31 protein-coding genes and 1 tRNA gene are annotated in these 23,913 nt (G+C 31.7%); 16 read left to right on the top strand and 16 right to left on the bottom strand.

The window, feature by feature from the left end; genetic code table 11:
- Nucleotides 1-15: 15 nt before the first annotated feature.
- The 7 genes from yidC to sppA form a co-directional block, all read right to left on the bottom strand.
- Nucleotides 16-1,158, bottom strand: a complete 1,143-nt coding sequence (gene yidC, locus JJ844_00790) for a membrane protein insertase YidC (protein ID MBO6974215.1) — start codon at nucleotides 1,156-1,158, stop codon at nucleotides 16-18.
- A 72-nt stretch (nucleotides 1,159-1,230) separates the two neighbouring features.
- Nucleotides 1,231-1,644, bottom strand: a complete 414-nt coding sequence (locus tag JJ844_00785) for a PH domain-containing protein (GenBank protein MBO6974214.1) — start codon at nucleotides 1,642-1,644, stop codon at nucleotides 1,231-1,233.
- Complete coding sequence (gene rnpA, locus JJ844_00780) at nucleotides 1,641-2,027, bottom strand: ribonuclease P protein component (GenBank protein ID MBO6974213.1); 387 nt, start codon at nucleotides 2,025-2,027, stop codon at nucleotides 1,641-1,643. The genes JJ844_00785 and rnpA overlap by 4 nt, the downstream gene beginning before the upstream one ends.
- A gap of 12 nt (nucleotides 2,028-2,039) precedes the next feature.
- Entirely contained in the window at nucleotides 2,040-2,177 is a 138-nt protein-coding gene (rpmH, locus tag JJ844_00775) for a 50S ribosomal protein L34 (protein ID MBO6974212.1), read from the bottom strand.
- Nucleotides 2,178-2,208: 31 nt separating this feature from the next.
- Nucleotides 2,209-2,790: a DUF2808 domain-containing protein gene (locus JJ844_00770; protein MBO6974211.1), complete on the bottom strand. Its 582-nt coding sequence runs from the start codon at nucleotides 2,788-2,790 to the stop codon at nucleotides 2,209-2,211.
- Nucleotides 2,791-2,863: 73 nt separating this feature from the next.
- Nucleotides 2,864-3,235, bottom strand: coding sequence for a chorismate mutase (gene aroH / locus JJ844_00765; protein ID MBO6974210.1), 372 nt, complete (start codon nucleotides 3,233-3,235; stop codon nucleotides 2,864-2,866).
- 18 nt (nucleotides 3,236-3,253) lie between these two features.
- Nucleotides 3,254-4,063 (bottom strand): signal peptide peptidase SppA, encoded by an 810-nt coding sequence (gene sppA, locus JJ844_00760; GenBank protein MBO6974209.1) that lies wholly within the window; start codon nucleotides 4,061-4,063, stop codon nucleotides 3,254-3,256.
- A gap of 52 nt (nucleotides 4,064-4,115) precedes the next feature.
- On the opposite strand from sppA, the gene JJ844_00755 reads away from it, so the two are divergent.
- The 3 genes from JJ844_00755 to JJ844_00745 are packed head-to-tail and all read left to right on the top strand — an operon-like array spanning nucleotide 4,116 to nucleotide 7,991.
- Nucleotides 4,116-5,057, top strand: a complete 942-nt coding sequence (locus JJ844_00755) for a DMT family transporter (GenBank protein ID MBO6974208.1) — start codon at nucleotides 4,116-4,118, stop codon at nucleotides 5,055-5,057.
- Between the two features lie 29 nt (nucleotides 5,058-5,086).
- Complete coding sequence (locus JJ844_00750) at nucleotides 5,087-6,163, top strand: glycosyltransferase family 4 protein (protein MBO6974207.1); 1,077 nt, start codon at nucleotides 5,087-5,089, stop codon at nucleotides 6,161-6,163.
- Nucleotides 6,164-6,173: 10 nt separating this feature from the next.
- Nucleotides 6,174-7,991: a glycosyltransferase family 39 protein gene (locus tag JJ844_00745; GenBank protein MBO6974206.1), complete on the top strand. Its 1,818-nt coding sequence runs from the start codon at nucleotides 6,174-6,176 to the stop codon at nucleotides 7,989-7,991.
- Here the strand turns inward: JJ844_00745 and JJ844_00740 are convergent.
- The 5 genes from JJ844_00740 to JJ844_00720 form a co-directional block, all read right to left on the bottom strand.
- Complete coding sequence (locus tag JJ844_00740; protein MBO6974205.1) at nucleotides 7,988-8,239, bottom strand: CopG family transcriptional regulator; 252 nt, start codon at nucleotides 8,237-8,239, stop codon at nucleotides 7,988-7,990. The genes JJ844_00745 and JJ844_00740 overlap by 4 nt on opposite strands.
- A 74-nt stretch (nucleotides 8,240-8,313) precedes the next feature.
- Nucleotides 8,314-9,099, bottom strand: a complete 786-nt coding sequence (locus JJ844_00735; GenBank protein MBO6974204.1) for an AEC family transporter — start codon at nucleotides 9,097-9,099, stop codon at nucleotides 8,314-8,316.
- A 205-nt stretch (nucleotides 9,100-9,304) separates the two neighbouring features.
- Nucleotides 9,305-9,529, bottom strand: a complete 225-nt coding sequence (locus JJ844_00730; GenBank protein ID MBO6974203.1) for a hypothetical protein — start codon at nucleotides 9,527-9,529, stop codon at nucleotides 9,305-9,307.
- A 78-nt stretch (nucleotides 9,530-9,607) separates the two neighbouring features.
- On the bottom strand, nucleotides 9,608-9,871 hold the full coding sequence (locus JJ844_00725) for a SemiSWEET transporter (GenBank protein ID MBO6974202.1): 264 nt from the start codon (nucleotides 9,869-9,871) through the stop codon (nucleotides 9,608-9,610).
- A 12-nt stretch (nucleotides 9,872-9,883) separates the two neighbouring features.
- Nucleotides 9,884-10,618 carry a hypothetical protein gene (locus JJ844_00720; protein MBO6974201.1) on the bottom strand — a complete coding sequence of 245 codons (735 nt, stop codon included), beginning with the start codon at nucleotides 10,616-10,618 and terminating at the stop codon, nucleotides 9,884-9,886.
- Nucleotides 10,619-10,762: 144 nt separating this feature from the next.
- Here JJ844_00720 and fldA point away from each other — a divergent pair, with 144 nt between their 5' ends.
- The 3 genes from fldA (at nucleotide 10,763) to JJ844_00705 (ending at nucleotide 13,219) form a co-directional block, all read left to right on the top strand.
- Nucleotides 10,763-11,287 (top strand): flavodoxin FldA, encoded by a 525-nt coding sequence (gene fldA, locus JJ844_00715; protein MBO6974200.1) that lies wholly within the window; start codon nucleotides 10,763-10,765, stop codon nucleotides 11,285-11,287.
- A gap of 144 nt (nucleotides 11,288-11,431) precedes the next feature.
- Nucleotides 11,432-12,490, top strand: a complete 1,059-nt coding sequence (locus tag JJ844_00710) for a chlorophyll a/b binding light-harvesting protein (protein MBO6974199.1) — start codon at nucleotides 11,432-11,434, stop codon at nucleotides 12,488-12,490.
- A 75-nt stretch (nucleotides 12,491-12,565) separates the two neighbouring features.
- Nucleotides 12,566-13,219 carry a DUF3386 domain-containing protein gene (locus JJ844_00705; GenBank protein ID MBO6974198.1) on the top strand — a complete coding sequence of 218 codons (654 nt, stop codon included), beginning with the start codon at nucleotides 12,566-12,568 and terminating at the stop codon, nucleotides 13,217-13,219.
- Between the two features lie 5 nt (nucleotides 13,220-13,224).
- Here the strand turns inward: JJ844_00705 and JJ844_00700 are convergent, their stop codons facing one another.
- Together JJ844_00700 and JJ844_00695 are read right to left on the bottom strand one after the other, a co-directional pair.
- Nucleotides 13,225-13,470, bottom strand: coding sequence for a hypothetical protein (locus tag JJ844_00700; protein ID MBO6974197.1), 246 nt, complete (start codon nucleotides 13,468-13,470; stop codon nucleotides 13,225-13,227).
- A gap of 110 nt (nucleotides 13,471-13,580) precedes the next feature.
- On the bottom strand, nucleotides 13,581-14,219 hold the full coding sequence (locus JJ844_00695; GenBank protein MBO6974196.1) for a methyltransferase domain-containing protein: 639 nt from the start codon (nucleotides 14,217-14,219) through the stop codon (nucleotides 13,581-13,583).
- A 161-nt stretch (nucleotides 14,220-14,380) separates the two neighbouring features.
- Here JJ844_00695 and JJ844_00690 point away from each other — a divergent pair, with 161 nt between their 5' ends.
- The 5 genes from JJ844_00690 (at nucleotide 14,381) to JJ844_00670 (ending at nucleotide 17,784) form a co-directional block, all read left to right on the top strand.
- The gene (locus JJ844_00690) at nucleotides 14,381-14,551 is read left to right on the top strand and encodes a hypothetical protein (GenBank protein ID MBO6974195.1); all 171 of its coding nucleotides are present in this window, start codon (nucleotides 14,381-14,383) and stop codon (nucleotides 14,549-14,551) included.
- Nucleotides 14,552-14,553: 2 nt separating this feature from the next.
- Nucleotides 14,554-14,886, top strand: a complete 333-nt coding sequence (locus JJ844_00685) for a hypothetical protein (protein ID MBO6974194.1) — start codon at nucleotides 14,554-14,556, stop codon at nucleotides 14,884-14,886.
- Nucleotides 14,887-14,931: 45 nt separating this feature from the next.
- Nucleotides 14,932-15,321 (top strand): DUF1824 family protein, encoded by a 390-nt coding sequence (locus JJ844_00680; GenBank protein ID MBO6974193.1) that lies wholly within the window; start codon nucleotides 14,932-14,934, stop codon nucleotides 15,319-15,321.
- Between the two features lie 125 nt (nucleotides 15,322-15,446).
- Nucleotides 15,447-16,322: a glycine--tRNA ligase subunit alpha gene (gene glyQ, locus JJ844_00675; GenBank protein MBO6974192.1), complete on the top strand. Its 876-nt coding sequence runs from the start codon at nucleotides 15,447-15,449 to the stop codon at nucleotides 16,320-16,322.
- A 133-nt stretch (nucleotides 16,323-16,455) separates the two neighbouring features.
- The gene (locus JJ844_00670) at nucleotides 16,456-17,784 is read left to right on the top strand and encodes an iron uptake porin (protein ID MBO6974191.1); all 1,329 of its coding nucleotides are present in this window, start codon (nucleotides 16,456-16,458) and stop codon (nucleotides 17,782-17,784) included.
- Between the two features lie 56 nt (nucleotides 17,785-17,840).
- Here the strand turns inward: JJ844_00670 and JJ844_00665 are convergent, their stop codons facing one another.
- Both JJ844_00665 and JJ844_00660 read right to left on the bottom strand, forming a co-directional pair.
- Nucleotides 17,841-18,080 carry a hypothetical protein gene (locus JJ844_00665; protein MBO6974190.1) on the bottom strand — a complete coding sequence of 80 codons (240 nt, stop codon included), beginning with the start codon at nucleotides 18,078-18,080 and terminating at the stop codon, nucleotides 17,841-17,843.
- Between the two features lie 74 nt (nucleotides 18,081-18,154).
- The gene (locus JJ844_00660) at nucleotides 18,155-18,820 is read right to left on the bottom strand and encodes a Fe2+-dependent dioxygenase (protein ID MBO6974189.1); all 666 of its coding nucleotides are present in this window, start codon (nucleotides 18,818-18,820) and stop codon (nucleotides 18,155-18,157) included.
- A gap of 102 nt (nucleotides 18,821-18,922) precedes the next feature.
- Here JJ844_00660 and JJ844_00655 point away from each other — a divergent pair, with 102 nt between their 5' ends.
- The 5 genes from JJ844_00655 (at nucleotide 18,923) to JJ844_00635 (ending at nucleotide 23,614) form a co-directional block, all read left to right on the top strand.
- Entirely contained in the window at nucleotides 18,923-19,945 is a 1,023-nt protein-coding gene (locus tag JJ844_00655) for an extracellular solute-binding protein (protein ID MBO6974188.1), read from the top strand.
- Between the two features lie 50 nt (nucleotides 19,946-19,995).
- Nucleotides 19,996-20,081, top strand: a tRNA-Ser gene (locus JJ844_00650).
- A 630-nt stretch (nucleotides 20,082-20,711) separates the two neighbouring features.
- On the top strand, nucleotides 20,712-22,070 hold the full coding sequence (locus JJ844_00645; GenBank protein ID MBO6974187.1) for an arylsulfotransferase family protein: 1,359 nt from the start codon (nucleotides 20,712-20,714) through the stop codon (nucleotides 22,068-22,070).
- On the top strand, nucleotides 22,063-22,290 hold the full coding sequence (locus tag JJ844_00640; GenBank protein MBO6974186.1) for a hypothetical protein: 228 nt from the start codon (nucleotides 22,063-22,065) through the stop codon (nucleotides 22,288-22,290). The genes JJ844_00645 and JJ844_00640 overlap by 8 nt, the downstream gene beginning before the upstream one ends.
- 349 nt (nucleotides 22,291-22,639) lie before the next feature.
- On the top strand, nucleotides 22,640-23,614 hold the full coding sequence (locus JJ844_00635; protein MBO6974185.1) for a sulfotransferase: 975 nt from the start codon (nucleotides 22,640-22,642) through the stop codon (nucleotides 23,612-23,614).
- Nucleotides 23,615-23,913 lie beyond the last annotated feature (299 nt).

The raw sequence follows: 23,913 nt of genomic DNA, 5'->3' as shown, positions 1-23,913 counted from the left end.
TTTTAAAGATAAAGTTTATTTCTTATTATTAGGTTCAAAGGGTAATCTTTTTTCTGAGATAGTGGAGGCAGCAGTTGTTATGGAATTATTTTTCGTCAATAATTGTTGATCTAAAATTTTCTGCAGATTTTCAGGAAGAGCTTCTTTGTTAAGAAGAAAGGTCTGAAATGCTTGAAATATGTTTGCAACAACCATGTAGAGTAATACACCTGCAGGTAAGGGGAAAAACAGAAACATTCCAGTTATCATTACTGGAGTGATTTTGTTGGCCGTTGACTGCTGAGGGTTTGCAGGCATTCCCTGACTAGAAAGAACTTGAGAAAGTAGTAAAGTTAATCCAAAAGCCCCAACAAGTGCAGCGATATCCCAATTAATAGATCCATCTACATAAAAGCCAACTTGTCCAAGTGCCTTGATAAAAAGAAATCCACTTTTAGCAGCTAGGCCAGGAATTTTAGCTTCAATTGTTGCATCACCTGGTTTTATTGCAGTAACAGTTCCATCTTGAGAAACTTTTATATTATCTTCCCCTTTAGCTACTTTCCATGTAGGAAGGAATTTTGAACCATTGTCATAATTAGATAAAACTTCTGAGTAGCTGTTACCATTTGTTGTTTGCAAATTTATTTTTATTGATTCTTGAGTTCCTAACTTTGTTCCATTAGGAATAGTAGCTATTACAGGAAAATGAGATTTTTCAGTAATGAAAATAGAGTGTCTGGGAGATTTATATGGTTTTGGATCAATAGCCGCAATTTGATCCTGGGGTACAACCTTTAGATTAATATTATAAGGTACATCAGCAAAAGGTGATCCTCTTAGGGTCGCAAACAATGCGAATAGTATAGGCATTTGTACGATCAAAGGTAGGCACCCTGCAAGAGGACTGCCAAACTCATTCATAAGTTTCCCTAACTCTTCTTGCTGTTTCTTTGGATCGCCAGAAAACTTAGATTTTATTTCTGCTTGTCTTTTTTGCATTACTGGTTGAGCAATTTTCATCCTTCTTGCGCTCCTAATGGATCCAGCGCTTAAAGGGAAAAGTGCAATTCTAATTACAACTGTTAGTGCAACAATTGCTAAACCATAACTAGGGACTAAACCATAGAAAAAATCTAGAATCGGGATAAGTAATTTTTCAGAAATGAACCCTATCACGATATTAAAAAGAATAAAAATTTGCTAGACATTTTATTTTACAGGAAAAGAAGATTTTTGTAATTATTTTATTTAGGATTTGGTTGCAAATCCTTCAACTTGGTTGAGATTCGAGATTTGTGATCTATTACTTATGATATTTTCAATAAACTCTTGCTTTTCTCTAAAAAGAGGTATTGATTTCATCTCAACCTTTGAACCATCTGAAAGAATTAGAACCATATCACCATACGATCCGAATCCCCTAGGGATAGATCTAATTTCTTCAATGTTACTTATTGAGACTTGTGTTTTGTTTTTACCAAACCATCCACCATCGATTGTAATTCTTTTGTTTGAAATTTTATATCTCAACCATAAGGCCCTAACTATTGCGGCAAAGGTAAATGGCAAACCAAGAATAGTTATTCCCGCAAGTAGATTAATTATTAAATCACTTTTTGCGGGACCCCCTTCGTAAAAGGTTTCTTCATTCATGTTAATCATTTGATTAGACTAGATTTGGACATTAAGTTTTGAAATTCCTCCAAAAGTTTGTTTTTATCATTGCAGAAACCTCCAAATCTTAGGTTAACAAGTAACCAATAAGGTTTGTGGTTATTGATTTTTTGAATATTCTTTAATAACCAATCTTGAAGAATTCTTCTTATTTTATTTCTTTCTACTGCTTTTTTTGAAAATTTTTTACTAATTGAAATTGCTACCCTCAAATTATTTGAATGATTACTTAGTTTGTGTGATAAAAGAATATCTGGATTCGAACTTGCAACTTTAAAAGTCATAAATTCCCCGTAATATTTTGTGGAATTTTTGTGAATATAGTTAAAAGTCCTATGACCTTTTAAACGCATATTTTTGGGTAAGGCCATTTTTATTTAGAGTTAGACTGCTATTCTTTCTCTACCTTTTTGTCTTCTGCTTTTAATAACTCTTCTGCCAGTATGAGAGCGCATTCTTACTCTGAAACCAGATACACGTTTTCTTTTTCTAGAGGTTCCACCAAAAGTTCTTTTAGTCATTTTATTAAATATCCATATTTAAATTTATCATTTAATCGTCTAATAATATAGTCCAGCTACCTAGATAACTTAAAACTGATTGTCCTTTTGGTTGCCCATATGAATGAAATTGAAAAAGCCCTGATTTGTTTGGATTAAAAACTTTTAATACAATTGCAATACTATCTTTATTGTAGGGAATTGGGCTATGGGGGTAGATGTTTAATGAACGTAAGGATGATTCATCAGTAGTGATTTCAATATCAGCTGGTATGTCTTCAAGACATTTAGTACGACTTTCAAAACCGCCTATTTTTACCTTGCAAAGACTAATTTTTTCTTTTTTTAAATTCGTTTTAAAGGTTTCAGGTATAGCTAGATTTATTTTTAAAAGTTCAGAATTTCTATCAGATGGCCTTAAGAAAAAATAAATTTTATTTCTAAATCTTCTTTTATTTTCTTTTTGAAGCCACTTTAATCTTTTGAAGCCAGAGTTTTGGTCCCACTGAAATTCCAAACCTGCTTTAGCGACTTGGCTGCTATTGAATAATGGAGTTGAGAATAAAATTATAGGTAAAAGAAAAAATCTTAAAATTTTAAAATTTAATACATGTCTATTTGTTTTTTTTAACATTGAATTAGATAAAAATTTTAAAGTTGTAATTTGGTATGCCCAAATCTTAAGTGAAAAAATTGTTTTACTAAGATTAACATCTATCTGTCCTTAATTTTGAAGCGCCTCTCAAATAAGGATGTCTCACTTGACTTTTTGACGGTAACAAGACTTGTGCCATCATTCTTATACAGAAATCAACATCATTAGAGACATTCATTTGTTGGCAGTCTAAAAAAGCTACAGAATCAAGTCCATTACATTTTCTCGCAATTGAAGCGGGAAAACAGGCATCTAGGTCTTTTGTTGCGGTAAATGTAATGGATAATAAATTTGTCTTAATCAAATTATTACGTGAAATTAATTCATCTATTAATTCCACGACTGCATCTTCTATTTCCTCAATAGAATTTCCAGATGCAGTAGTAGCCCCTCGAATAAATTTAATTTTATATTCATCTTTCATTTTTTCATACCTAGTGATTTAAGGCCTATATAACCAAAGTATTTTATTAGATGAATCAATTTCAAAAAAGATATTGTTGATAACTCTCTCAATAATTCTACTCCCAGGAATTAATCCAAGTATTTTCTTTTTTTTCTTTCCAAACGTTAAGGGCTGTATTTTAGGATCGATATTAACCATCTTTGCGGCAAGTTCCCTAGCAACAAATTCGTCTCCAACTTCATCAACAAGGCCTAATTCTTTTGCTTGGGTTCCAGTAAAAATTCTTCCATCAGCAAATTTTCTTACTTCTTCAACGGGTAAATTTCTTCCTTCAGCAACAGCTTCGGTAAATTGTTTGTAGCTTTCATCTATTAGACCTTGAAGCAGTTTTCTCCCCTCCTCAGTTAAAGGTTTATCTGGAGAAAGGATATCCTTAAAAACCCCACTTTTGACAGTCTCGAATTTTATACCAACTTTATCTAATAGTTCAGATAAATTATTTCCTCTTATGATCACGCCAATAGATCCTGTAATTGTGCCCGGATTGGCAACTATTTTGTCAGATGCAACACCAATGTAAACACCTCCAGATGCAGATATATTTCCAAAACTTGAAATGACTTTACATCCATTATCTTTTAGTCTTTTAATAGCAGAGTATATTTCTTGGCTATCTCCAACAGTACCTCCTGGCGAATCGATTCTCACGATTAAAGCAGGAAATTCTCTATCCTCAACTTGTTTAAGAGCTTTAAGGACGGAAACTCTAGTTGAACTTGTAATTGGCTCATCAATTACGATACGAGCCATTCTTTTTTTTGACTTTCGTCTAAAAGGCCAAATCATTCTTTTAAGGTAAATACATAAAACTACTTTAAAAAGATTATCAGCAGACCTAATGAATTCAATCCTAAATTGGTTTTTAATGATACTCCCTTTTGCACTCTGGGGTACTTCAATGGCAGCTATGACACCCTTAGTGTCTAGTGCTGGACCAGAGTTTGTAGCTTCTTTAAGATTACTTCCTGCAGGAATTCTTGTTCTAATTACAACATATTTGTTTAAAAGAGATCTTAAGATTTATAAATGCGATTTAAAGTGGTTTTTTATATTTACGATTGTTGACGCCACTTTTTTTCAACTGTTTTTAACTTATGGTATTGAAAAAACTGGAGCTGGTCTAGGCTCTGTATTGATTGATTCTCAGCCTCTTTTAGTAGCAATTTTAGCAAGGACAATTTTTGGAAATTTAATAAATCCCATAGGATGGTTAGGTTTACTTTTTGGTTTGGGAGGAATAATTTTCTTGGGTGTCCCCCAAGAATTTTTAGGAAATTGGTGGTTAATGTCTGATATGACCATTAGTGATGTAGCGTTTAACTTTGGAGAGCTATGGATGCTTGCAGCTTCGCTAGCTATGGCAATAGGAACTATTTTGATTAGATTCACCTGTACCAAAAGTGATCCGGTAGCCGTAACAGGTTGGCATATGGTTTTAGGGAGTTTACCTTTAATTATCAAGCATTGCTTACAGTCAAATTTTCAAATAATCCCAGATTGGTCATTATTTGATTGGGGACTTATGTCATTTGCAAGTATTTTTGGAGGTGCAATTGCCTATGGATTGTTTTTCTACTTTGCTAATAATAAAGAAATAACTGGATTTAGTACTCTTGCATTTTTAACTCCTGTATTTGCTCTTCTCAGTGGAGGTGTTTGGTTAGATGAAAGACTCACTATTGTGCAATGGATAGGAGTGGTGTTTGTTCTTATCTCGGTATTTTTTGTTAGCCAGAGAAAGAGTTTATGGGAAAATAATTTTTCTGATACTACTATTTAATTAGTGTCTTTTTGTAAAAAAGCCTCATAATGCGAATAGTTTTGATTAGTACTCCAATAGGGTACTTGGGGAGTGGCAAAGGTGGTGGAGTTGAATTAACTTTAAACTCCTTGGTTTCAGGGTTGCTTTCTTTAGGCCACTCTGTAGAAGTAATAGCTCCAAGAAATTCTAAATTATGTAAAAGTAATGAAAAGGCAAAATTACACTTGGTAGAAGGTGAAGATCAAATTAGTTGGCAGCATCAAAATTACAAGTCTCCTGTAAGCATCCCAGATAATTCTCTCCTAGCAAACATCCTTGAAAAGGGATTAGATGTTGCAAAGCAAGCAGATGTATTGTTGAACATGTCTTATGATTGGTTGCCTATTTGGATGACTTTAAATGCTGAGATGCCCATTGCACATATAATAAGTATGGGTTCTGAGAGTTTAGCAATAAGTAATTTAATCTCAAAGGTATATGCTAAACATCCACAAAATTTTGCATTCCATTCAAAAATACAAGCAGATGATTATCCATTTATAAAAAACCCAACAATTATTGGTAATGGTTTTAAATTGGATAACTATACTTTCCAAGATTCAAGGAAGGGACCCTTGGCTTGGGTTGGGAGAGTGGCACCTGAGAAAGGTTTAGAGGATGCTGTTTATGTAGCAAAAGAACTTGGTGAAAAACTAAATGTTTGGGGGGTTATAGAAGATGAGGCCTATGCATCAAATATAGAACGATCTTTTCCTCAAGGAACTATAGATTGGATGGGTTTTTTATCAACAAATGAATTACAAAAAGAACTCGGTAAATGTAGGGCTTTGCTAAATACTCCGAAATGGAATGAGGCATATGGGAACGTAGTTGTTGAAGCTTTAGCCTGTGGAGTGCCAGTCATAGCCTATAAAAGGGGAGGCCCTAGTGAAATTATTCAGCATGGGCAAACAGGGTATCTCGCTGATCCTGATGATAAAAAAAATATGCTTTCCTATGTAGAGATTATTGAAAAAATAAAGCGTAAAAAATGTAGAGAATGGGTAGAAAAAAATGCCTCAACAGAAATATTTGCTAAGAAGGTAGTGAACTGGCTTAATAAGGTAATGCACGAATATAAATAAATAATATTAAATGATCCATCTTAAATCAAAAAAAAGGTTTTTAACCTTACTGATAGTTTTAGTTTGTGGGATCATAATATTTATCTTAGGTCTAGGCAGTACAGGATTGGTGGATGAAACACCCCCTTTATTTGCAGCTGCTGGACGGGCAATGAGTGAATCGGGTGATTGGTTAACACCAAAAGTTAATGGAATGTTCCGTTTTGATAAGCCTCCATTAATGTATTGGCTAATGGGTTTTTTTTACTCATTACCAAAAAACGAAATTTGGGATAGTCTCGGGACACTTTCGGCAAGACTTCCTTCAGCTTTGGGATCATTATTTTTAATGCTGATAATCGGAGATACTTTGTATTGTTGGCCGCAGAAGGGTGATAGGCAATTCCTTACTCCAATAATTGCATCATTAAGCTTTGCTTTGTCTCCATTAATAGTTATTTGGAGTAGAACTGCTGTGAGCGATGCTCTTTTAACTGGAACCATAGGGATCAGCTTGCTTTTATTCTGGAGAAGAATGGCCAGTAAAAATAATGATCAATGCATTTCCGCGTGGGTATTTTTAGGTTTTGCAATTTTAACGAAAGGACCTGTTGCATTTGTTTTGGCGACATTTACTATTACATCTTTCTTATTCACTCAGAAGGATTGGAAAATTTTGCTCTGCAAGATAAACCCTCGGAAAGGTTTTTTAATAACAACTCTAATAAGTGTTCCATGGTACATCTTAGAACTATTAAAAGAAGGAAAGCCTTTTTGGGACAATTTTTTTGGTTATCATAATTTTCAAAGATACACCTCAGTCGTAAATAATCATGGAGAACCATTCTGGTTTTTTCTTTACATAATGATATTGGCTTCATTACCATTCACTCCTTTTTTGTATCACGGTATATTTAAAGCCTTTAAAGATTTCTTGAAAAGTTCAAAAGAAATTAGCAATGTCAATGAAACCCTTTATACATATTCTCTATGTTGGTTAATATCAGTTTTAATCTTTTTTAGTATTTCTGCTACTAAACTGCCAAGCTATTGGTTGCCAGCAATCCCAGCAGCGGCAATCTTAATTAGTAATAGCTATGTAAATTTAAAGAATTTAAAAAAAAGTTCGAATAAAAGTTTTTTAATTTTGTGGATTTTTAATATTTTAATTTTGTTCGGCATCTCAATAGCATTCTTTTTCTCAAATATTTGGCTAAGTACAATAAATGATCCTGAAATACCTAATCTGGTATCTGAACTAAAAGACTCTGGCATAATTTTTAAAGCCAAATTGTTCTTCTCTTCATTTACACTTCTTGCAACAATTTTATTTACTTTAAAATTTAAAAATATTTTTCTTTACCTTCAAATTTTTCTATTACTTGGACAATCTTTTTTGATGTCGCCAATAAGAAAATTAGCAGATACTTCTAGGCAATTACCTTTGAGAAATATCTCAAAATTAATTTCAGATATTCGAGAAGGAAAGGAAACTTTATCAATGATAGGGATAAGAAAACCTTCTTTACATTATTATTCGAGACAAATAGTTTTTTATGAACCGAATACTAAAGAAGGATTAATTAATCTTTCAGATAGGCTAAATACCGATAAGAGATCAAATTATGAGGATCAACCTGATTATGAATTCAAGTCTTTATTGGTCGTGATAGATGCATATTCCGCCCGCTCAGAGCACTGGTCAAATATTAATCATCAAAAATTGGGAGAATATGGGATTTATCATTTATGGCGAATTCAGAAAAGTGATTTGAATAAATATTCGAAATTTTTAGTTAATAACGGTTTTAAATCTGATTGGAAAAATAGAAAAGTTGAAAAGTTTTAACAAAGCTTCTTTTTAAGAAGAGCGTTTTTAAGATCATCAAGGCTGCACTGACTGGGTATTTCAATTTCATTCAGATCTTCGAGTAATTCAAGATCTATTACAGAATCTTCGGCCAAAAAACTAAAAACTTCATTAATGCTTATTCCCATATCTTGAGCCATCTCTGAGATTAGCCTTAAAGTATCCCTTCTCACAGATATCCTCAAGTCTAAGGGGATATATTCGTTTTCAGGGTTTGCTGACTTCATAATCTAAATCTTAAGACATTATGTAGTTTTCAGGATATTTTCTTTACAATATTCATTAAACATGCGTTTAATATTTATTTAACTGCATTTAATAGAATTTTTAAGAGAGGAATTGTAAATATTGAAATTAAGGTTGTGGTAAAAAGAATTTTTGAAGCGATTTTTTGTTTAACGTCATAAGCCTCTGCCATTAATATTGTAGATATTGCCGTTGGGGTTCCTGCCTGGAGTATTAGAGCCGATGATTGATAGAAGTCAAAATTTAAAAATTTGCATATCAAAAAAACAATTAAAGGAAGAATAAATAACTTTAATAAAATTGAGAATTTAATTTCTTCATCAAGATCAAAAATTTTGCCCTTTTGATTTGTTATTATTCCTAGTCTTGTTCCAACAATTAGTATCGCTACAGCGATAACTATTCTTGCTGGTATCCAAAGGTAATTGCCTAATATCTCATCTAGATTGAAAAGATATGCCAAAAGTACACCAATTATCCCTCTTGATGCAGGGCTATTTATTAATGCGTTTAATAAGCCTTTGAAATTTAGGATGTTCTTTTTTTGGAATTTTTCTTGAAGAAAAATAGGTCCAAATATCCAAGCGAATAATGTTGTCCCTAAGTCAAATCCGATGGTGAAGTTAATAGTTGTTGAAGGTAGAAGAGCAATTGCAATTGGTATCCCAAGAAAAGATGTATTACCAATTAGGCCAGCTAGCTGCAGTGTGTAATTTGAAAGCTTATTTTTAAATATTTGGAATAAATTTATCAGAATTATTAAAATTCCAATTAGTGAGAATGCTAAAAATGCGCTTTTGATAAGGTTTATATCTATACCCTCTTTCAATAAAAGACCCATTACACTCAGAGGGATACCAAATCTTATGAGAGATCTTGCAATATTTTTAGAAATTTTTGGATTCTTTTTCCCCAGAAAAAAACCAAAAACTAATAGAGGGATAATATTTATAAAGAGAGAGTAGATGGTATTAATTAAATATCTAATAAAGCAATATTAACTTGCCGTCGCACAGCCAAAAAGTTTTTTTTCATCCTTGGATAAATTAAATTATTTTCCATAATGCATTGTCAGGAATTAAAGGAGATTTATAAAGGTCTTCTGGTTCTTTAGTTGAAACTCTCCAACTTGGAACTCTACAAGTGACATAAGCAGGACTTTCTATTAAAACCCCTGGTTTCTCATCAAAAGTGCAAGTAAATCCTTCTTTCCAAAAACCTCCATTCTCAAGGCTTCCTTTAAACCAAACCCAGCATTTTGAAGTTTTCAAGATCAGAAAATTTTTAATTTATGATAATTAATATTTAAGTAATATCTAAATAACTTAATACTATTAAGGTAATTACTGTTAAATTGAGATTTTTGAAAAATATAATTTCGAGATTAATATCAAGAGATTTAATATTAAGGTAATCAAATTTGCAATCAATATCGGTGTGGAAGAAATTTTATAACCGTAAATAATCCAGAACAAAACTCCAATAATGAACATTATTAAAGTTGTCAAAGAAACATCATCTGCCTTTTTTGTTTTAAGTGTCTTTATCAACTGAGGCAGGAATGCAGCTGTTGTTAATATCGCGGCAAGGTATCCAAATATGTCTATATTCATAAAGGAATAAAATTATTTTTTAATTAAATCAGATAAAAATTCTAAAGGATCTCTCATATTTGATGAATATCCAAGAACATCACTTGAGAAAAATTTGTAAATAACTTGATTTTTATCATTTAATAAAAAGGAAGCTCCTCTTTGAGGAAGATATTTTGCATGAAGAATATAATCACCCCAATTTTGGATTATTTCATTCATATTGTTTAATCTAAATGTTGCCAATTCAAATGGTCTTAAATAACCATCTCCGAAAACCTGGCTGAAAGAATTACCTGAAAAATTTAAAAATTCCAAAACGTCAATTTTGTCAAATTCTGAATAAATTTGTTTCGCCTTACGGTCTCCTGTATAACCTCTAATAACCTCCTTGATTGTTTTAAGAGAATTTATTCCAGTTAGCATAAAAAGCATATTGACCCAACCGCCTAAACCTGTATCTAAACCTCTAGAAATTTTAAGATTATTATGGATTTGGTTATCAGAGACAACTATTAAATTCTCTTCAGAAAAGCCAGTAAAGTTACAGAATTTTTCTTTTCCCTTTTGGGTACCAATGGCAATAGCAAAAATATCTAAATCTATACATTGATGATTATCGATAAAATTTCGAAGATTTATTGCATATTCAAAACTATCAAAATCTCCTAATAAGCCTAATAAAACGATTAATTTAAATCGTTTTTCACCTTTGAAGTTGAATTCTTCAACAAGACTTTTGATGTCATTTTGGAATTTGTCAGTCACGATGTTTAAATATTTATTTTATAGATTATTTCCAAGAAAATTTGCTTACGTTGTTTAGTATAAAATCATACATGAAAAAGTTTTTAAAGAAATTAATTTAACGTTTTTAGATTTTATTATTTTAAGGTAAACACTTTTGAAGTTATGACTGTAGGAATTTATTACGCAACTACAACTGGAAAAACTGAAGACGTAGCTGATCGTCTTCATAATTTTATATCTTCAGCAGAATCACCTAAAGATGTATCTGATTTGGATGACCTTTCAGAATTTGAAAGTCTTGATGGGATTATCTGCGGAATACCTACTTGGAATACCGGCGCAGATGAAGAAAGATCAGGAACTGCATGGGATTCAATTTTGGAAGATATTGGAGAACTAAGTTTATCCGGCAAAAAGGTCGCAATTTTTGGTTTAGGAGATTCTTCCACCTATACAGAAAATTATTGTGATGCAATGGAAGAACTTCATAGCTACTTCACTAAAGCAGGTGCCGAAATGGTCGGATATGTAGATAAATCTTCTTATACATTTGATGAGTCTAAAAGTGTTATTGGAGAAAGTTTTTGTGGATTACCTCTTGATGAGGATAGTGAATCTGATTTGACTGATTCACGTCTTGAAACATGGGCTTCTCAGCTAAAGGGCGAAATCCCTTCATTGGCATAATATTTCAAAGATATTACTTTCCTAATTTGTAACATTTGTTCTTTCACGATATGTTTTTTTTACATAAGTAATTAAATCTGTAAAGAATATGTAAAAAACAATACTGATTAGCAATATGCTCAACTTGCTGTTTACTTAAATCAAGTGTTACAAACTTACGGAAAAGCTGATGTCACCTATGACTGGTACGCAGGAAATTCTGGTGTTGTTGGCCGTTCAGGTAAATTCATAGCAGCTCATGCTGCCCACGCAGGCTTAATGATGTTCTGGGCAGGAGCTTTTGGATTATTCGAATTAGCTCGTTACGACGCCAGTATTCCAATGGGTGCACAAAAAGCAATTGTTTTGCCTCACCTAGCGGGCATTGGAATTGGTGGCGTTGAAAATGGTGTAATTACAGAACCATATGGAATTGTTGTAATTTGCACATTACATCTAATTTTCTCAGCAGTATTGGGTGCTGGGGGGTTATTACACTCCAATAAATTTGCAGGCGATCTTGGAGACTATCCAGAGAATAGTAAGCCACAAAAATTTGATTTCGAATGGGATGATCCAGATAAATTAACTTTTATTCTTGGTCATCATCTAATCTTTCTTGGACTTGGGGCAATAATGTTCGTAGAATGGGCTCGAATTCATGGAATTTACGACCCAGCGATAGGATCTACAAGACAAGTTATTTACAATTTAGATATCGCCGCTATTTGGAATCATCAATTTGATTTCTTAAAAATAGATAGCCTTGAAGATGTAATGGGAGGACATGCCTTCTTGGCTTTCCTCGAAATAATTGGAGGCGTTTTCCATATTTGTACTAAACAATTTGGAGAATATACAGAATTCAAAGGAAAAGGATTACTTGGTGCTGAGGCAATTTTGTCATATTCAGTGGTAGGTGTTTCTTATATGGCTTTCGTTGCCGCTTTTTGGTGTGCTTCAAATACAACCATATATCCAGTTGATCTTTATGGGGAACCTTTAAAGCTTCAATTTGAATTTGCACCTTATTTTACTGATACAGTAGATTTAGGTTCAGGTACATATAGCTCAAGAGCTTGGCTTGCCAATACTCATTTCTATCTGGGTTTCTTTTTCTTACAAGGTCACCTTTGGCATGCACTAAGAGCAATGGGGTTTGATTTTAAGAAAATTGGTCAGGCTTTTGATAATATTGAAAATACAAAAATTACGCAAAACTAGTTTAATTTTAAAAAACCTCTCCTCAAAGTAGGGAGGTTTTTTTTTGTAGAATTTATTTAAGTATTCAAAAAATTAATGGATAATCTAAAAGAGATTAATTGTAAGGAGATTTTCAGAAAGGCGTTTGAAAATAGGTACACATGGAAAAATAATTTTAAGGGTTACCAAGGTAAATGTAATTTATTGATTAACAATAATATTTATAGAGGTAACTTTGTATTAGGTAAAGACTTTAAGCCAAATATTCAAAAAATAGAAGATGAGAAAGTTGTTAAAAGTATTGCCTCTCAACTATTTGAGGTGTGTATACACAGGGTCAAAAGAGAATTCGAATCTGTGCATTCAGAAAATGATTTTAATTTGCTCCAAAATTCTGAAAGTGGGATCGAAATGAGTGTTTCAGGTAAGAATCAAGGCGATAAATATAGAGTTAAAAATAACAGTATTAATATGGTTTATAGAAAAATTCATGGAACTATAATTGAGATTTTTGTTGAAGAATTCTTTGATACTGGAATTGGTTTACTAAGTAAAAAATATAGTAGTCAACAAATTGATCCAGATACGCTAAATGTTAATTCTCAAAAATTGGAATACGAGGATGAATTTGTCAATGTAGGTCAAGAGGACTATTGGATATTAAATTCTAGGACAATAAAATACTTAAACCAAAATCAAAAAGAAGAAACACAAAAGTTTGAATTCAAGGATTTACGATTATTAAATTAGTATTTTTACTCAACCAGTCTAAATCCTTTATCAAGTAGCTTTTGATATAGGAGTCTTGCTCTAAAAGCTAAAATTTGTTCTTCATTTTCATTGCTAATTACATGAAAATAATTATTATCTAATTTGTTTTTGCTGAAGCATACATTTGCTTCTCCTAATCTTAAAGTCCAGTTGTCTTCTTTGGCTAAATGTTGATTAGGACCCAGATCCCAAGGACATTTTTCAGGATATTTTTCTCTTTTAGAACCCATATGATTATTCTTAACTACCCAATATTAGTAAAAATTTCAAAGTATGGCTATGAGTTCTATAGCTGATAACTGTAACTAGGATTCTTTCTATATTTAATAAAAGTAATTATTTACTCCCTCCTAGCAATTAAGCAATAAAATGGGTCTTTTTTAAAAAAATTGAAGATGTTAAGTTGTGGTTCATTAAACTTTTTTATAATTTTAGGCTCATTAAATCCATTTGAGATTAATACTTTTCTTACATATTTCAATCTTTCTTCTTCGGAAGATGAAGTCCATATGTTAGGAGCTTTATGCCAAAAGGCTCTATTTGAAAAAGCAATAATTATTTTGCCTTGACTACTCAAAATTCTTGCAATTTCTTTTGTTAAATTCTCTGGATATTGTAAATATTGCCAAGCAGCAACCATTAAACAATAATCAATGCTTTCATTTTCTAAGGGAATATGTTGATTAAAATTAAAATTTTGTATCCAATAAAAATCAAAAATTTTGTTTTTTTCAAGTTCTTGTTTGTTTAATCCATGTCCAATAACTTTTTTATATTTTTTCCCTTTAGGCAAATAACTATCCCAACTGGACATTAAATCAAGTACGGTAGAATTATCTCCTATCTCATTTTCATAAACAAAAGATAGATATTGCCTGAAATTTAAATCTAGATGATAAACAAATTTTGGTTCGGAATAAAATTCTTCATCATTATTCTCATCAATTTTTTTTCTTTGATAATTGTTTAAAACTTCCAAGATAAGTTACTAATAAATAAATACGTAATATATTAAACCTAATCAATAGAAAAACGAGTTGCGTTTCAAAAATTTATTTTTATTTGTTTAATTAAAAATTTTGAAAAAAACTAGACATATATTCAAAAAAAGTTAAATTATTAATTAATAATTATATTAAAATGATTGAATTTAAAAGGGGCAAAAAAAATAGGTCTAAAAATGCTCTTTTCAATCCCTATAAAAATGGAATAAGTTCATATGATATGGCATATCTATCATCCAAAAGAGGTTACAAAAATAAAAATGTTCATCTAAAAACTGATTATCAAAAGCATTATTTGGCAGCATAAAAATGCCTTTTATCAATGTTTCTACTTCAGTAAAAGTAGAAGACAAAAAGAAATTCCTTGAAGAATTTTCAATACTGATTTCATCTTTGACAAATAAATCAAAAAGATTTGTAATGGCAAAATTAGATGATAAGTGTGAAATTTATTTTGATGATCAAGGACCATCTTGTTTTCTAGAAATTAAGTCAATAGGTTCTTTGTCTCCTTCAGATATGGCAAAGCCTATTTCCGATTTTGTATATGAAAAAATGGGTATTCCTATTGATAATGTATATATCTCTTTCGAGGACGTATCTCCATCAATGTGGGCATGGAATGGCAGGACATTTGGTTAATAGAATTTGTTTCGTTTTTATTAAAAGATTTAGGAATCCATGGAAATTGAAATAAATAATTTATTGGACTTAAATGGACTAAGGTCAGCTCCTCACTTAAGTAAAATTAAATTAAAAAAACTATTAGAGGAACTTGAAGTGAATATCTTGAATTCTGATTGGTTAACCATAGGAATAATGGCGAATTCTGATTTTGATGCTATTAGGGCATTAAAATCTATCTCTAAGAAATATTCCTCAATTAAATTTTCAGAGTTAGATTCTCTTCGTGCCAATGGAAATGTTTTTTTAAAAGCTAATCAAAAAACTGGAAATGTATTTATTAGATCTGAAAATGGACTCGGAGAGGGAATTTTATTAACATGTCACTTCAATGATGATAATAGCGAATCCAATACTTTCGGACCTTTGCCATTAGATTTTTTTACTAACTAATTAAAGTTAAAAAAATTTTTTCAGGTAAATTTACGTTGTACTTAAAGTTTTTAATATTACCTTCCTAAGAACCTCTGATATTATAGTTGGAGATATTTCACATAGTTCTTAAACATATTGACTGCATGTTTTTTCAAAACATAATTCAAAAATTAAATAACTTTTGGTCTGAAGAAGGATGTTTGATAATGCAACCTTATGATACTGAAAAGGGTGCTGGGACTATGAATCCTCATACTTTTTTAAGAGCTATCGGCCCAGAACCATGGAGTGTCGCATATGCTGAGCCATGTAGAAGGCCTACAGATGGAAGGTTTGGTGATAATCCAAATAGGGCACAACATTATTTTCAATATCAAGTAATTATTAAGCCTTCTCCAGAGGGGATACAAGAAAAATATTTGGCATCTTTAGAAGCTCTTGGAATCAATCACAGAAATCATGACATAAGATTTGTAGAAGATAATTGGGAGTCACCAACACTTGGAGCTTGGGGAGTAGGTTGGGAAGTTTGGTTGGATGGTATGGAAGTTACCCAATTTACATATTTCCAACAATGTGGGGGAATCGATTGTAATCCTATCCCTATTGAAATTACCTATGGGTTAGAGCGCATTGCAATGTTCTTGCAGGATAAGGAAAGTATTTGGGATCTTAATTGGAATAAAAATTTGAACTATAGTGATATTTGGCTTCAATTTGAAAAAAGCCAATGCTCATATAATTTTAATGAATCTAATGCTAATAATCTTAGGAAATTATTTGAGATTTACCAAGAGGAGGCATGTTCTTTAGTTGAAAAGAAATTAACTTATCCTGCGCTTGATTTTGTTCTTAAATGCAGTCATACTTTTAATCTGCTTGATGCAAGAGGAGTAATTTCAGTTACAGATCGTGCTCAATATATTGAAAAGATTAGAAAATTAGCAAGAGAAGTTGCTTCAACGTGGATTGAAGAAAGAGAATTTTTAAATTTCCCATTAGACAGGAAACCTAGATAATTAAAAAAAATACAAAATAAAGAATAATGTAAAATTTGATACTTCCAACAGCATCTATTTGTTATCCCCAAAAAAGTTGCGCTCGATACAATTTAATTACCCATCACTGTGGGTATTTTTAGTGTGAGGTAAAATGAAACTCTTCCAAAAACTTTTGGTTGCATCTGCCGCATTGAGTGTTTTTTCGCCAATTGCAGCACAAGCTTCCGAAACGATAAATCTTGAAGCAATGAATAGCTATGGACGTAGCAAGTCAAAAGCTCAAAGATTTGATAATACAACTTTTATTAACGATGTTAAAGAGGGACTTGCAGTTCTCAACGGCCGTGTTGATGGATTAGAAGCCAAACAGGGGGTTATTGAGGCTGGTAGTTTTTCAGACACAACAACTTTAGATGGTAAAGCCATTTTTAGTATGGGTGCTATGAGATACGATCGTGATCTTGCAGCTCAGAATGAAGCTATTCAGGCTTACTATAGTTACACAATGAACCTTAATACAAGTTTCACTGGTGACGATAACCTTTATGTGAGACTTAAATCTGGAAATACCAATGACTGGATGAAGTCAACAACTTATGGTGGCTATTTAAGTTCTGCAAAAGGTAATGGTGATGATCTTAAGGTTGACAAGATTTGGTATCAATTCCCTATAGGTGAGCAAAATACTGTTTGGGTAGGCCCAAAAATTGAAAACTACTACATGCATGGTACTGCTCCATCTATTTACAAGCCAGTAACTAAACAATTCGCACTTGGTGGTAATGGTCATGCTTACGGTGCAAGTACTGACACTGGTGCAGGCTGGGCTTATAAAGCTGATAATGGCTTTGCTATAAGTTCAAATATTGGTACTAAATCAACTACTTCTTGTAGAGTGAATGCAAATATTTGTACTGCTACATCAGGTGATTATGTAGTTACAGGTCTACTTACTGATGAGACTAAAACAAGTTGGGCAACTCAGATTGGTTTTACTAAACCAAGATATTCTGCCTCCGCAATCCTAAATGTCAAAACTAATGGTTGGAGTGATAGTTACTACAAAGCAGGTGATGTAAATGGTGATGCTGAAGCACGAAGTGGTTTGTCATCAGTAGGTTTAAGAGGATGGTGGAGACCAGAGGAGACTGGAACAATAACTCCTTCGATATCAGTAGGTTACGATACAACTTCATATAGTGATACTTCATCTGATCAATCTAACTCCACAGCTTACTTTGTAGGTTTGAATTGGATGGATATTTTCAGCGCTGATGATAAAATTGGCGTTGCATTTGGTCGACCTACGACTAATGAAGTTTTAGATAACGTAAGTCCATTTGCTTATGAAGTTTATTATTCATTCAAGCCAAATGATTCAGTAACTGTCACACCTGCGATCTTCGGAGGAATTGACAGAAATGGAACAAAGGCAGGAGATGTCTCTGGAGCAGTTTTAGAGACTACATTTAAGTTCTAATGTGAATCTTAAATAAAAAAAAACGCCCTACCGGGGCGTTTTTTTTTCTCTCTCACTTACCAGCAGTTTTCCCCTTCTCCAATTGGTACACAAGTACTTGATTTTGCTGCTTCATCGGCTAATTTTTGTGCATCTGCATCTAGTTTAAAATCTGCATCAATTGGCATGTCTGTATTCCATTCTTTTAATCCACCTAACCCACTATCTCCTGATTTAACAGCATTAGTATTTGTAGCTGCAATTGCTAATGCGCTTGATGCAGCTATAAAAATTGAAATAGAACTCTTCTTTGGCATTAAATTAGTATAATTTCTAATATTTTATACTTTTTAAAATTCATATTCTATTTGATGTATCAAATGATCCTTTTTTAATCGCCCAGCACTCTTAAAAGATTTGAATAAGATTTAAAAATTAGATCAAGTCCATCTGATCTCCCATGCTTAGATAGTAGTGTTTTAGCTCCTGCATCTAAATCAAATAAATATTCTCTTTCTTCAATACTTTTTATATAACTTTCAATCCATCCAACAAAAACCAGCCTCTCGCCGCTAATAACCTCCTTAACTGAATGTAAGTGTATACTTGGGTAAATTATTATTTCTCCTGGTTCGAGCTTAAAATTATACTCTGAATTAAGGTCTTCAATAAATAGTTCGCCTCCATGGTAGGAATCTTTATCTGAAAGAAAAATTGTGAAGGACAGATCAGCTCTCCCTGATGACATATATGCATTATCTATGTGTCGCCCATATTTCATGCCTTTAGATGATTTTGTAAACATGGTTCCATGAATTATTTTTGGTAGTGAAAAGCTTTTAATCAAATCATCTTGAAGTATTTTTTTTACAATAAGATTCGAAAGCCTTTTTGAAATATCTGATTTTCTATCAAGTTGTAAATTATTTTTTACTAAAGAAGCATGATTTCCTGCAGTTTTTTTTCCATCTTCCCAAGGTAAATCTTCCTTTTTAAGATTTATTCTTAATGATTTTATTTCTTCAGTATTTAATAATTTATGAGTTAAAAAATTCATTTTAGATATTAAAAATGATACAAAGTTGAGTATAGAAAATATCTTTTTAAGTCTTTGTTATGAAGATAGATATAAAGTAACCATAGATACTATTTTATCAAAGTGCAAAAATTGAACAAACTTTTTTATTCTGTATTAACGTGTGCTTTTTTTCTGAATGTAAATATTCCAGCTAATTCAACAGAAAAAGAAGTCAAAGTTTATTCAGGTAGACATTACAATACTGATAGGAGTGTCTTCAAAAAGTTTGCTGAAGAAACAGGAATCAAGGTTAGGCTTATTGAAGCGGCAGGAATATCTTTAATTGAAAGATTGAAAAGAGAAGGAAAGAATTCTCAAGCAGATTTAATATTACTAGTTGATGCTGCAAGAATCACAAATGCTGCTAAAGCTGGATTACTCCAAAGTATAGAATCAAAATCTTTGGAAAATGATGTTCCAATTGGGCTAAAAGATAAAAGTAAGGAATGGTATGCATTAACTAGAAGAGTGAGAGTTTTGGTTGCTAATCCAAAAGTTGTTGATGTTAATAAGATAAAAGATTATACGGATTTAGCTGATCCATCCTTAAAAGGTAAAGTATGTTTGAGGAACAGAAAAAGTCCATATAATCAATCTTTAGTCGCTAATCAAATTGTAAATAAAGGCGAGAAGGAAACTAAAGCTTGGTTAAGCGGAATGATTTCTAACGTTTCAGAACCTTTTTTCCCCGGAGATATTTCAATTATTAGAGCAGTTTCTAAGAAAAAATGTGGAGTAGGAATTGTTAATCACTATTATGTTGCAAGGATGCTGGCTGGGGTTAATGGCAGGAGAGATGCTCTTTATGCAAAAAAAACAAAAGTTATTACTCCTAACCCTGCTCATGTAAATATAAGTGCTGGTGGAGTAGCGAAATTTGCCACAAATAAAGCTGAAGCTATTAAGCTTCTTGAATATTTAGCATCTCCTGTCGGAAGTAAAGGATTAGCTGCACCTACCTTTGAACATCCATTGAAAGAGGTTAATCAAAATCCTATCGTAAGGGATTTTGGACAATTTACTCCTGATAAGGTTACTGTAGATGATCTTGGAGTTAACAACTCTCTCGCAATAAAATTGATGAAAGATACAGGTTGGAATTAAAAATTAAGATCAATAAATAGAATATAATTTTGTAGATAATCAATATTGTTGGAGAGGTGGCTGAGTGGTCGAAAGCGAACGACTCGAAATCGTTTAATAGATAAACTATTCGTGGGTTCGAATCCCACCCTCTCCGTTTTAATAGGATAATTAGGACTCTTAATTTTTTGAGTTTTTATTTAAATTGCAGTGATAGATAAGAGTTCTAAGAAATATCAATTTCTTTATAGTTGTTTTTTATTTTTATGTGTGTTGGTGGATGTGTTGGTGGATATTTTTAATGTGTTGGTGGGTGGGTATGTGTTTGACAAAGTTTGGTGTTGGTGGATTCCTCAAGATCACTTGTTATTAAATGAGTTGTTCATATTCTTCTGGAGGTAAGAAGGTATCACCTTCATTTAATTTTCTTCTCAAACTCTTTTTGTGAAGATTGCATTTGACCTGAATTTTCTACTGGATCATCTTTATCTAAACCTCTTATTTTTCTTCATTTTGAATACATATATCCAAGATTGATTCCTTGCATAAAGTTTTTTGCTCCATGTTCAAGAAGATTTTTTGAAAATTTATCATTATATTTTTCCGCTTTCTATTAATTCTTTTTGCCAGTTTATTTTTTCTTCCATTGCTCTGGCTGTCCATCCTGTATTTTCTTTAATCTTTTTTAATCTATACAAGAGATACCGGTTCTAAACAGTTTAATATAGGTAATATGTCTGATGATGAGGTCAGGTCACTTTTTAACTAAATTTTTTCGTGAGCAATAATGAATAAAAAAATTGAAATCTGGATACTTTTCTTATTCGTACTATTGAGTTTTCCTTTAACAGTTTTTTTTGGGATTCTTGTAAGAGATGGAATGCTTGGGGAAAAAAGATTCGGACCGTTTTCAAAAACTGCATTATTTCTTTCAGAAATACCTGCAAATATTAAAAAGGCAATTAAACAATCTAGTGATGTGCAAGTTATTGATAGATTTCCCCTATTAAGCGGTTTTAATGGAACTCCAAATACAAATCAATCTTATCTAATTCTCTCAAGATATGACGGTGATTTAAAAGAAGGAATTGTTGAACTTGTAGATCTAAAGAACTTTAATATATTGCATACCTGGAACCCTGATATAAATCAATTTTTTAAATCATTAGAAAAGATAGATGAATTTAAATATGTACATCGTGATCACAATAACTCAAGGACTACATTATCAAATCCAAATTTAACTAAAGATGGAGGGTTAGTTTTTAATTCATCACCACTAATGAAAATAGATAGCTGTTCTAATTTGGTTTTTCAAAATACTAAAGACAGGTTCCATCACTCTATAGAAATAGATATTGAAGAAAATATATGGGTCCCTTCATACATTTACCCTCAGTCTCTACCTGTAGAAAAAGTCGGAAGAGATCTCATTGAAGATGGAGGTTATTACGATGATGCAATTGTTAAATTATCTCCAGATGGAGAAATCATTTTTCGAAAGTCTGTCTCTCAAATTTTTATTGATAATGGTCTTGAGTATCTCTTGTTTGCTATCGGTGATAGGAATTTCACAAAAGATCCAATCCATTTAAATGATATTCAACCTGTAAATTTTGATGGAGAATTTTGGAAGAAAGGAGATGTCTTTTTATCTTTAAGACATCAGTCAATGATTTTATTGTATAGACCCTCAAATGATAAAGTTATATGGATAGGAACGGGTCCATTTTTTCATCAACATGATGTGGATATATTGAATGACCATACTATATCCGTTTTTAATAACAATTCGAAGGATTTTGTCGGTGGTGATGTTGTTGATGGACATAACACAGTAGTTAATTTTGATTTCAAGACTCGTCAGTACTCTACTTATCTAAATGAAACTTTGATTAAAAATGATGTAAGAACAATAACATCAGGAATAAGTCAGATCCTTCCGAATGGAGATCTTTTTGTTGAGGAGACAGATCATTCTAGGAAACTTTATTTTGATGCAGATTCTTCCTTAAGATGGTCCTATGTAAACCGAGCTGATGATGGAAATATTTATAGAGTTGGTAATTCTCGAATTTTATATAAAAATGAAGATATTAATAAAATAGAAAATTTCTTATTATCAAGAGGTGAATGCAATGATTGAATCCATTATGAATTTTAATTTTTTTTCAAATTTAAATTCTTTACTGATGTATATAGGTCCTGGAATGGGTGGAGGAGTTATTGCTGCTATATTTGGAATAATCGCTGCATTCTTTTTAGGTTTATGGGGAATTTTATATTATCCAATCAAACGTGCTTTAAAAAATAAAAAGGTTAAGAAAAAAATGTTATCCAAAGAAGTCAATAATAAAAGACTTTGAATCATTCCATTCTTTTTGTTATTTGTTTATTGTCTATTGAAATATTGATCAGGTCAAATTACTTTGCCTTAATTTCATCAACCATTAAAGTGAGTAAGAAAGCAATCTCTACCATACAGAACAAAAATATTAGTGATCACTGGAAAGAAAATATTATTCCCAAATATTCATTGCAGATGATGAAGTATTCAATGCTAATGCTATTAATTATATTTTTGATTATTTTTATTTTTGTTATTGCAGATAACTTTTTTAGCGGTTTTCTTGCTTTCATATTTTCTTGGAAAGGAATAATCGAATCTATATTGCTTGCATTTAGTTACGCCTACATTAGAAAACTAATTTTTAGATGAATAATTATTCTTGGTTGGAACAAAAGTTGCATAAATTTGCTCTTTCATCGCAATTCATGAGAGAAGTAACTTTTGATTTTGAAAGTACTAATATCGCTCCGTCAAGTAAGACTGGAGACCATGTTTTTATTACAGGACTTGCACGTGCAGGAACAACTATATTGTTGAATGCACTTTATAAATCAAATATTTTTGCATCTCTCTCTTATGCTGATATGCCATTCGTACTTGCTCCAAATCTTTGGTCTAAAATATCTTTTAATAAAAGAGATTTAGAATTAAAGGAAAGAGCACATGGAGATGGAATTAAAGTTTCAACAGAATCACCAGAAGCATTCGAGGAGGTATTTTGGAAAACTTTTGCCGAAGAAGAGTATGGAAAATTAGAAGATAATTTTAGAGTCTATGTGGGGAGTATTGTTCATAAGAATAAAAAAGAGAGATACCTTAGTAAAAATAATCAAAACATAAAAAGAGTTGAACTAATTTCATCAATTTTTACTGACTCAAAGATACTTATTCCTTTCAGAGAACCAATACAGCATGCAAATTCTTTACTAACCCAGCATAAAAAATTTATTGAAGATTCTAAAAAAGATAACTTTATATCAAAATATATGAAATGGATTGGACATACAGAATTTGGTCCCAATTATATTCCTATTCATAATCAAAGTCTAAATTTTCATAATGACTTAGAAATAAATCACTGGATTGAACAATGGGAACAGACCTATAGTAATGCTTTTCAATCTTTAAAAAACATGGAAAATGTCCATTTTATATCCTATGAAAAACTCTGTTCGAATAAGGATTATTGGTTTCAAATTCAAAAATTAGTGAAAATAGAAGAACAATATGATTTTGAATTTAGAGAATCAAAAAAAGATTTTCTATATAATATTGATACAGGATTGAAAGAAAAAGTAATGTCTCTATATTTTGATTTAAATGATTTAAATCTCATGTAAAAAGAGATTTAAAGGTGATTGAATCTTTGAACTAGTCGTGAGAACCAGACATCTATCAAATGCAACTTTTTGATGCCTCATACATAATTACATATAATGAGACTTTGGATCCACGTACACCCTCTCCGTACGATTTCAAATTTCACTATTTAACGGATAAACAATTATTTTGTACCCTTGAAGAATCAGCTCTTTGAGTTAATTTCAGATTTTTAAATATTTAATACAAAGTTTAAATTTTGCTTAAAAGAAAAGTAGCTGTTGGTGGGTTTGTTGGCGGGCAATTCTTTTCGATACGA

Source organism: Prochlorococcus marinus CUG1435 (assembly GCA_017644375.1).
Taxonomy (GTDB): Bacteria; Cyanobacteriota; Cyanobacteriia; order PCC-6307; family Cyanobiaceae; genus Prochlorococcus_A; species Prochlorococcus_A marinus_AH.
The sequence above is the reverse complement of the archived record's forward strand: the minus strand, read 5'-3'. Positions and strand labels throughout refer to the sequence as shown.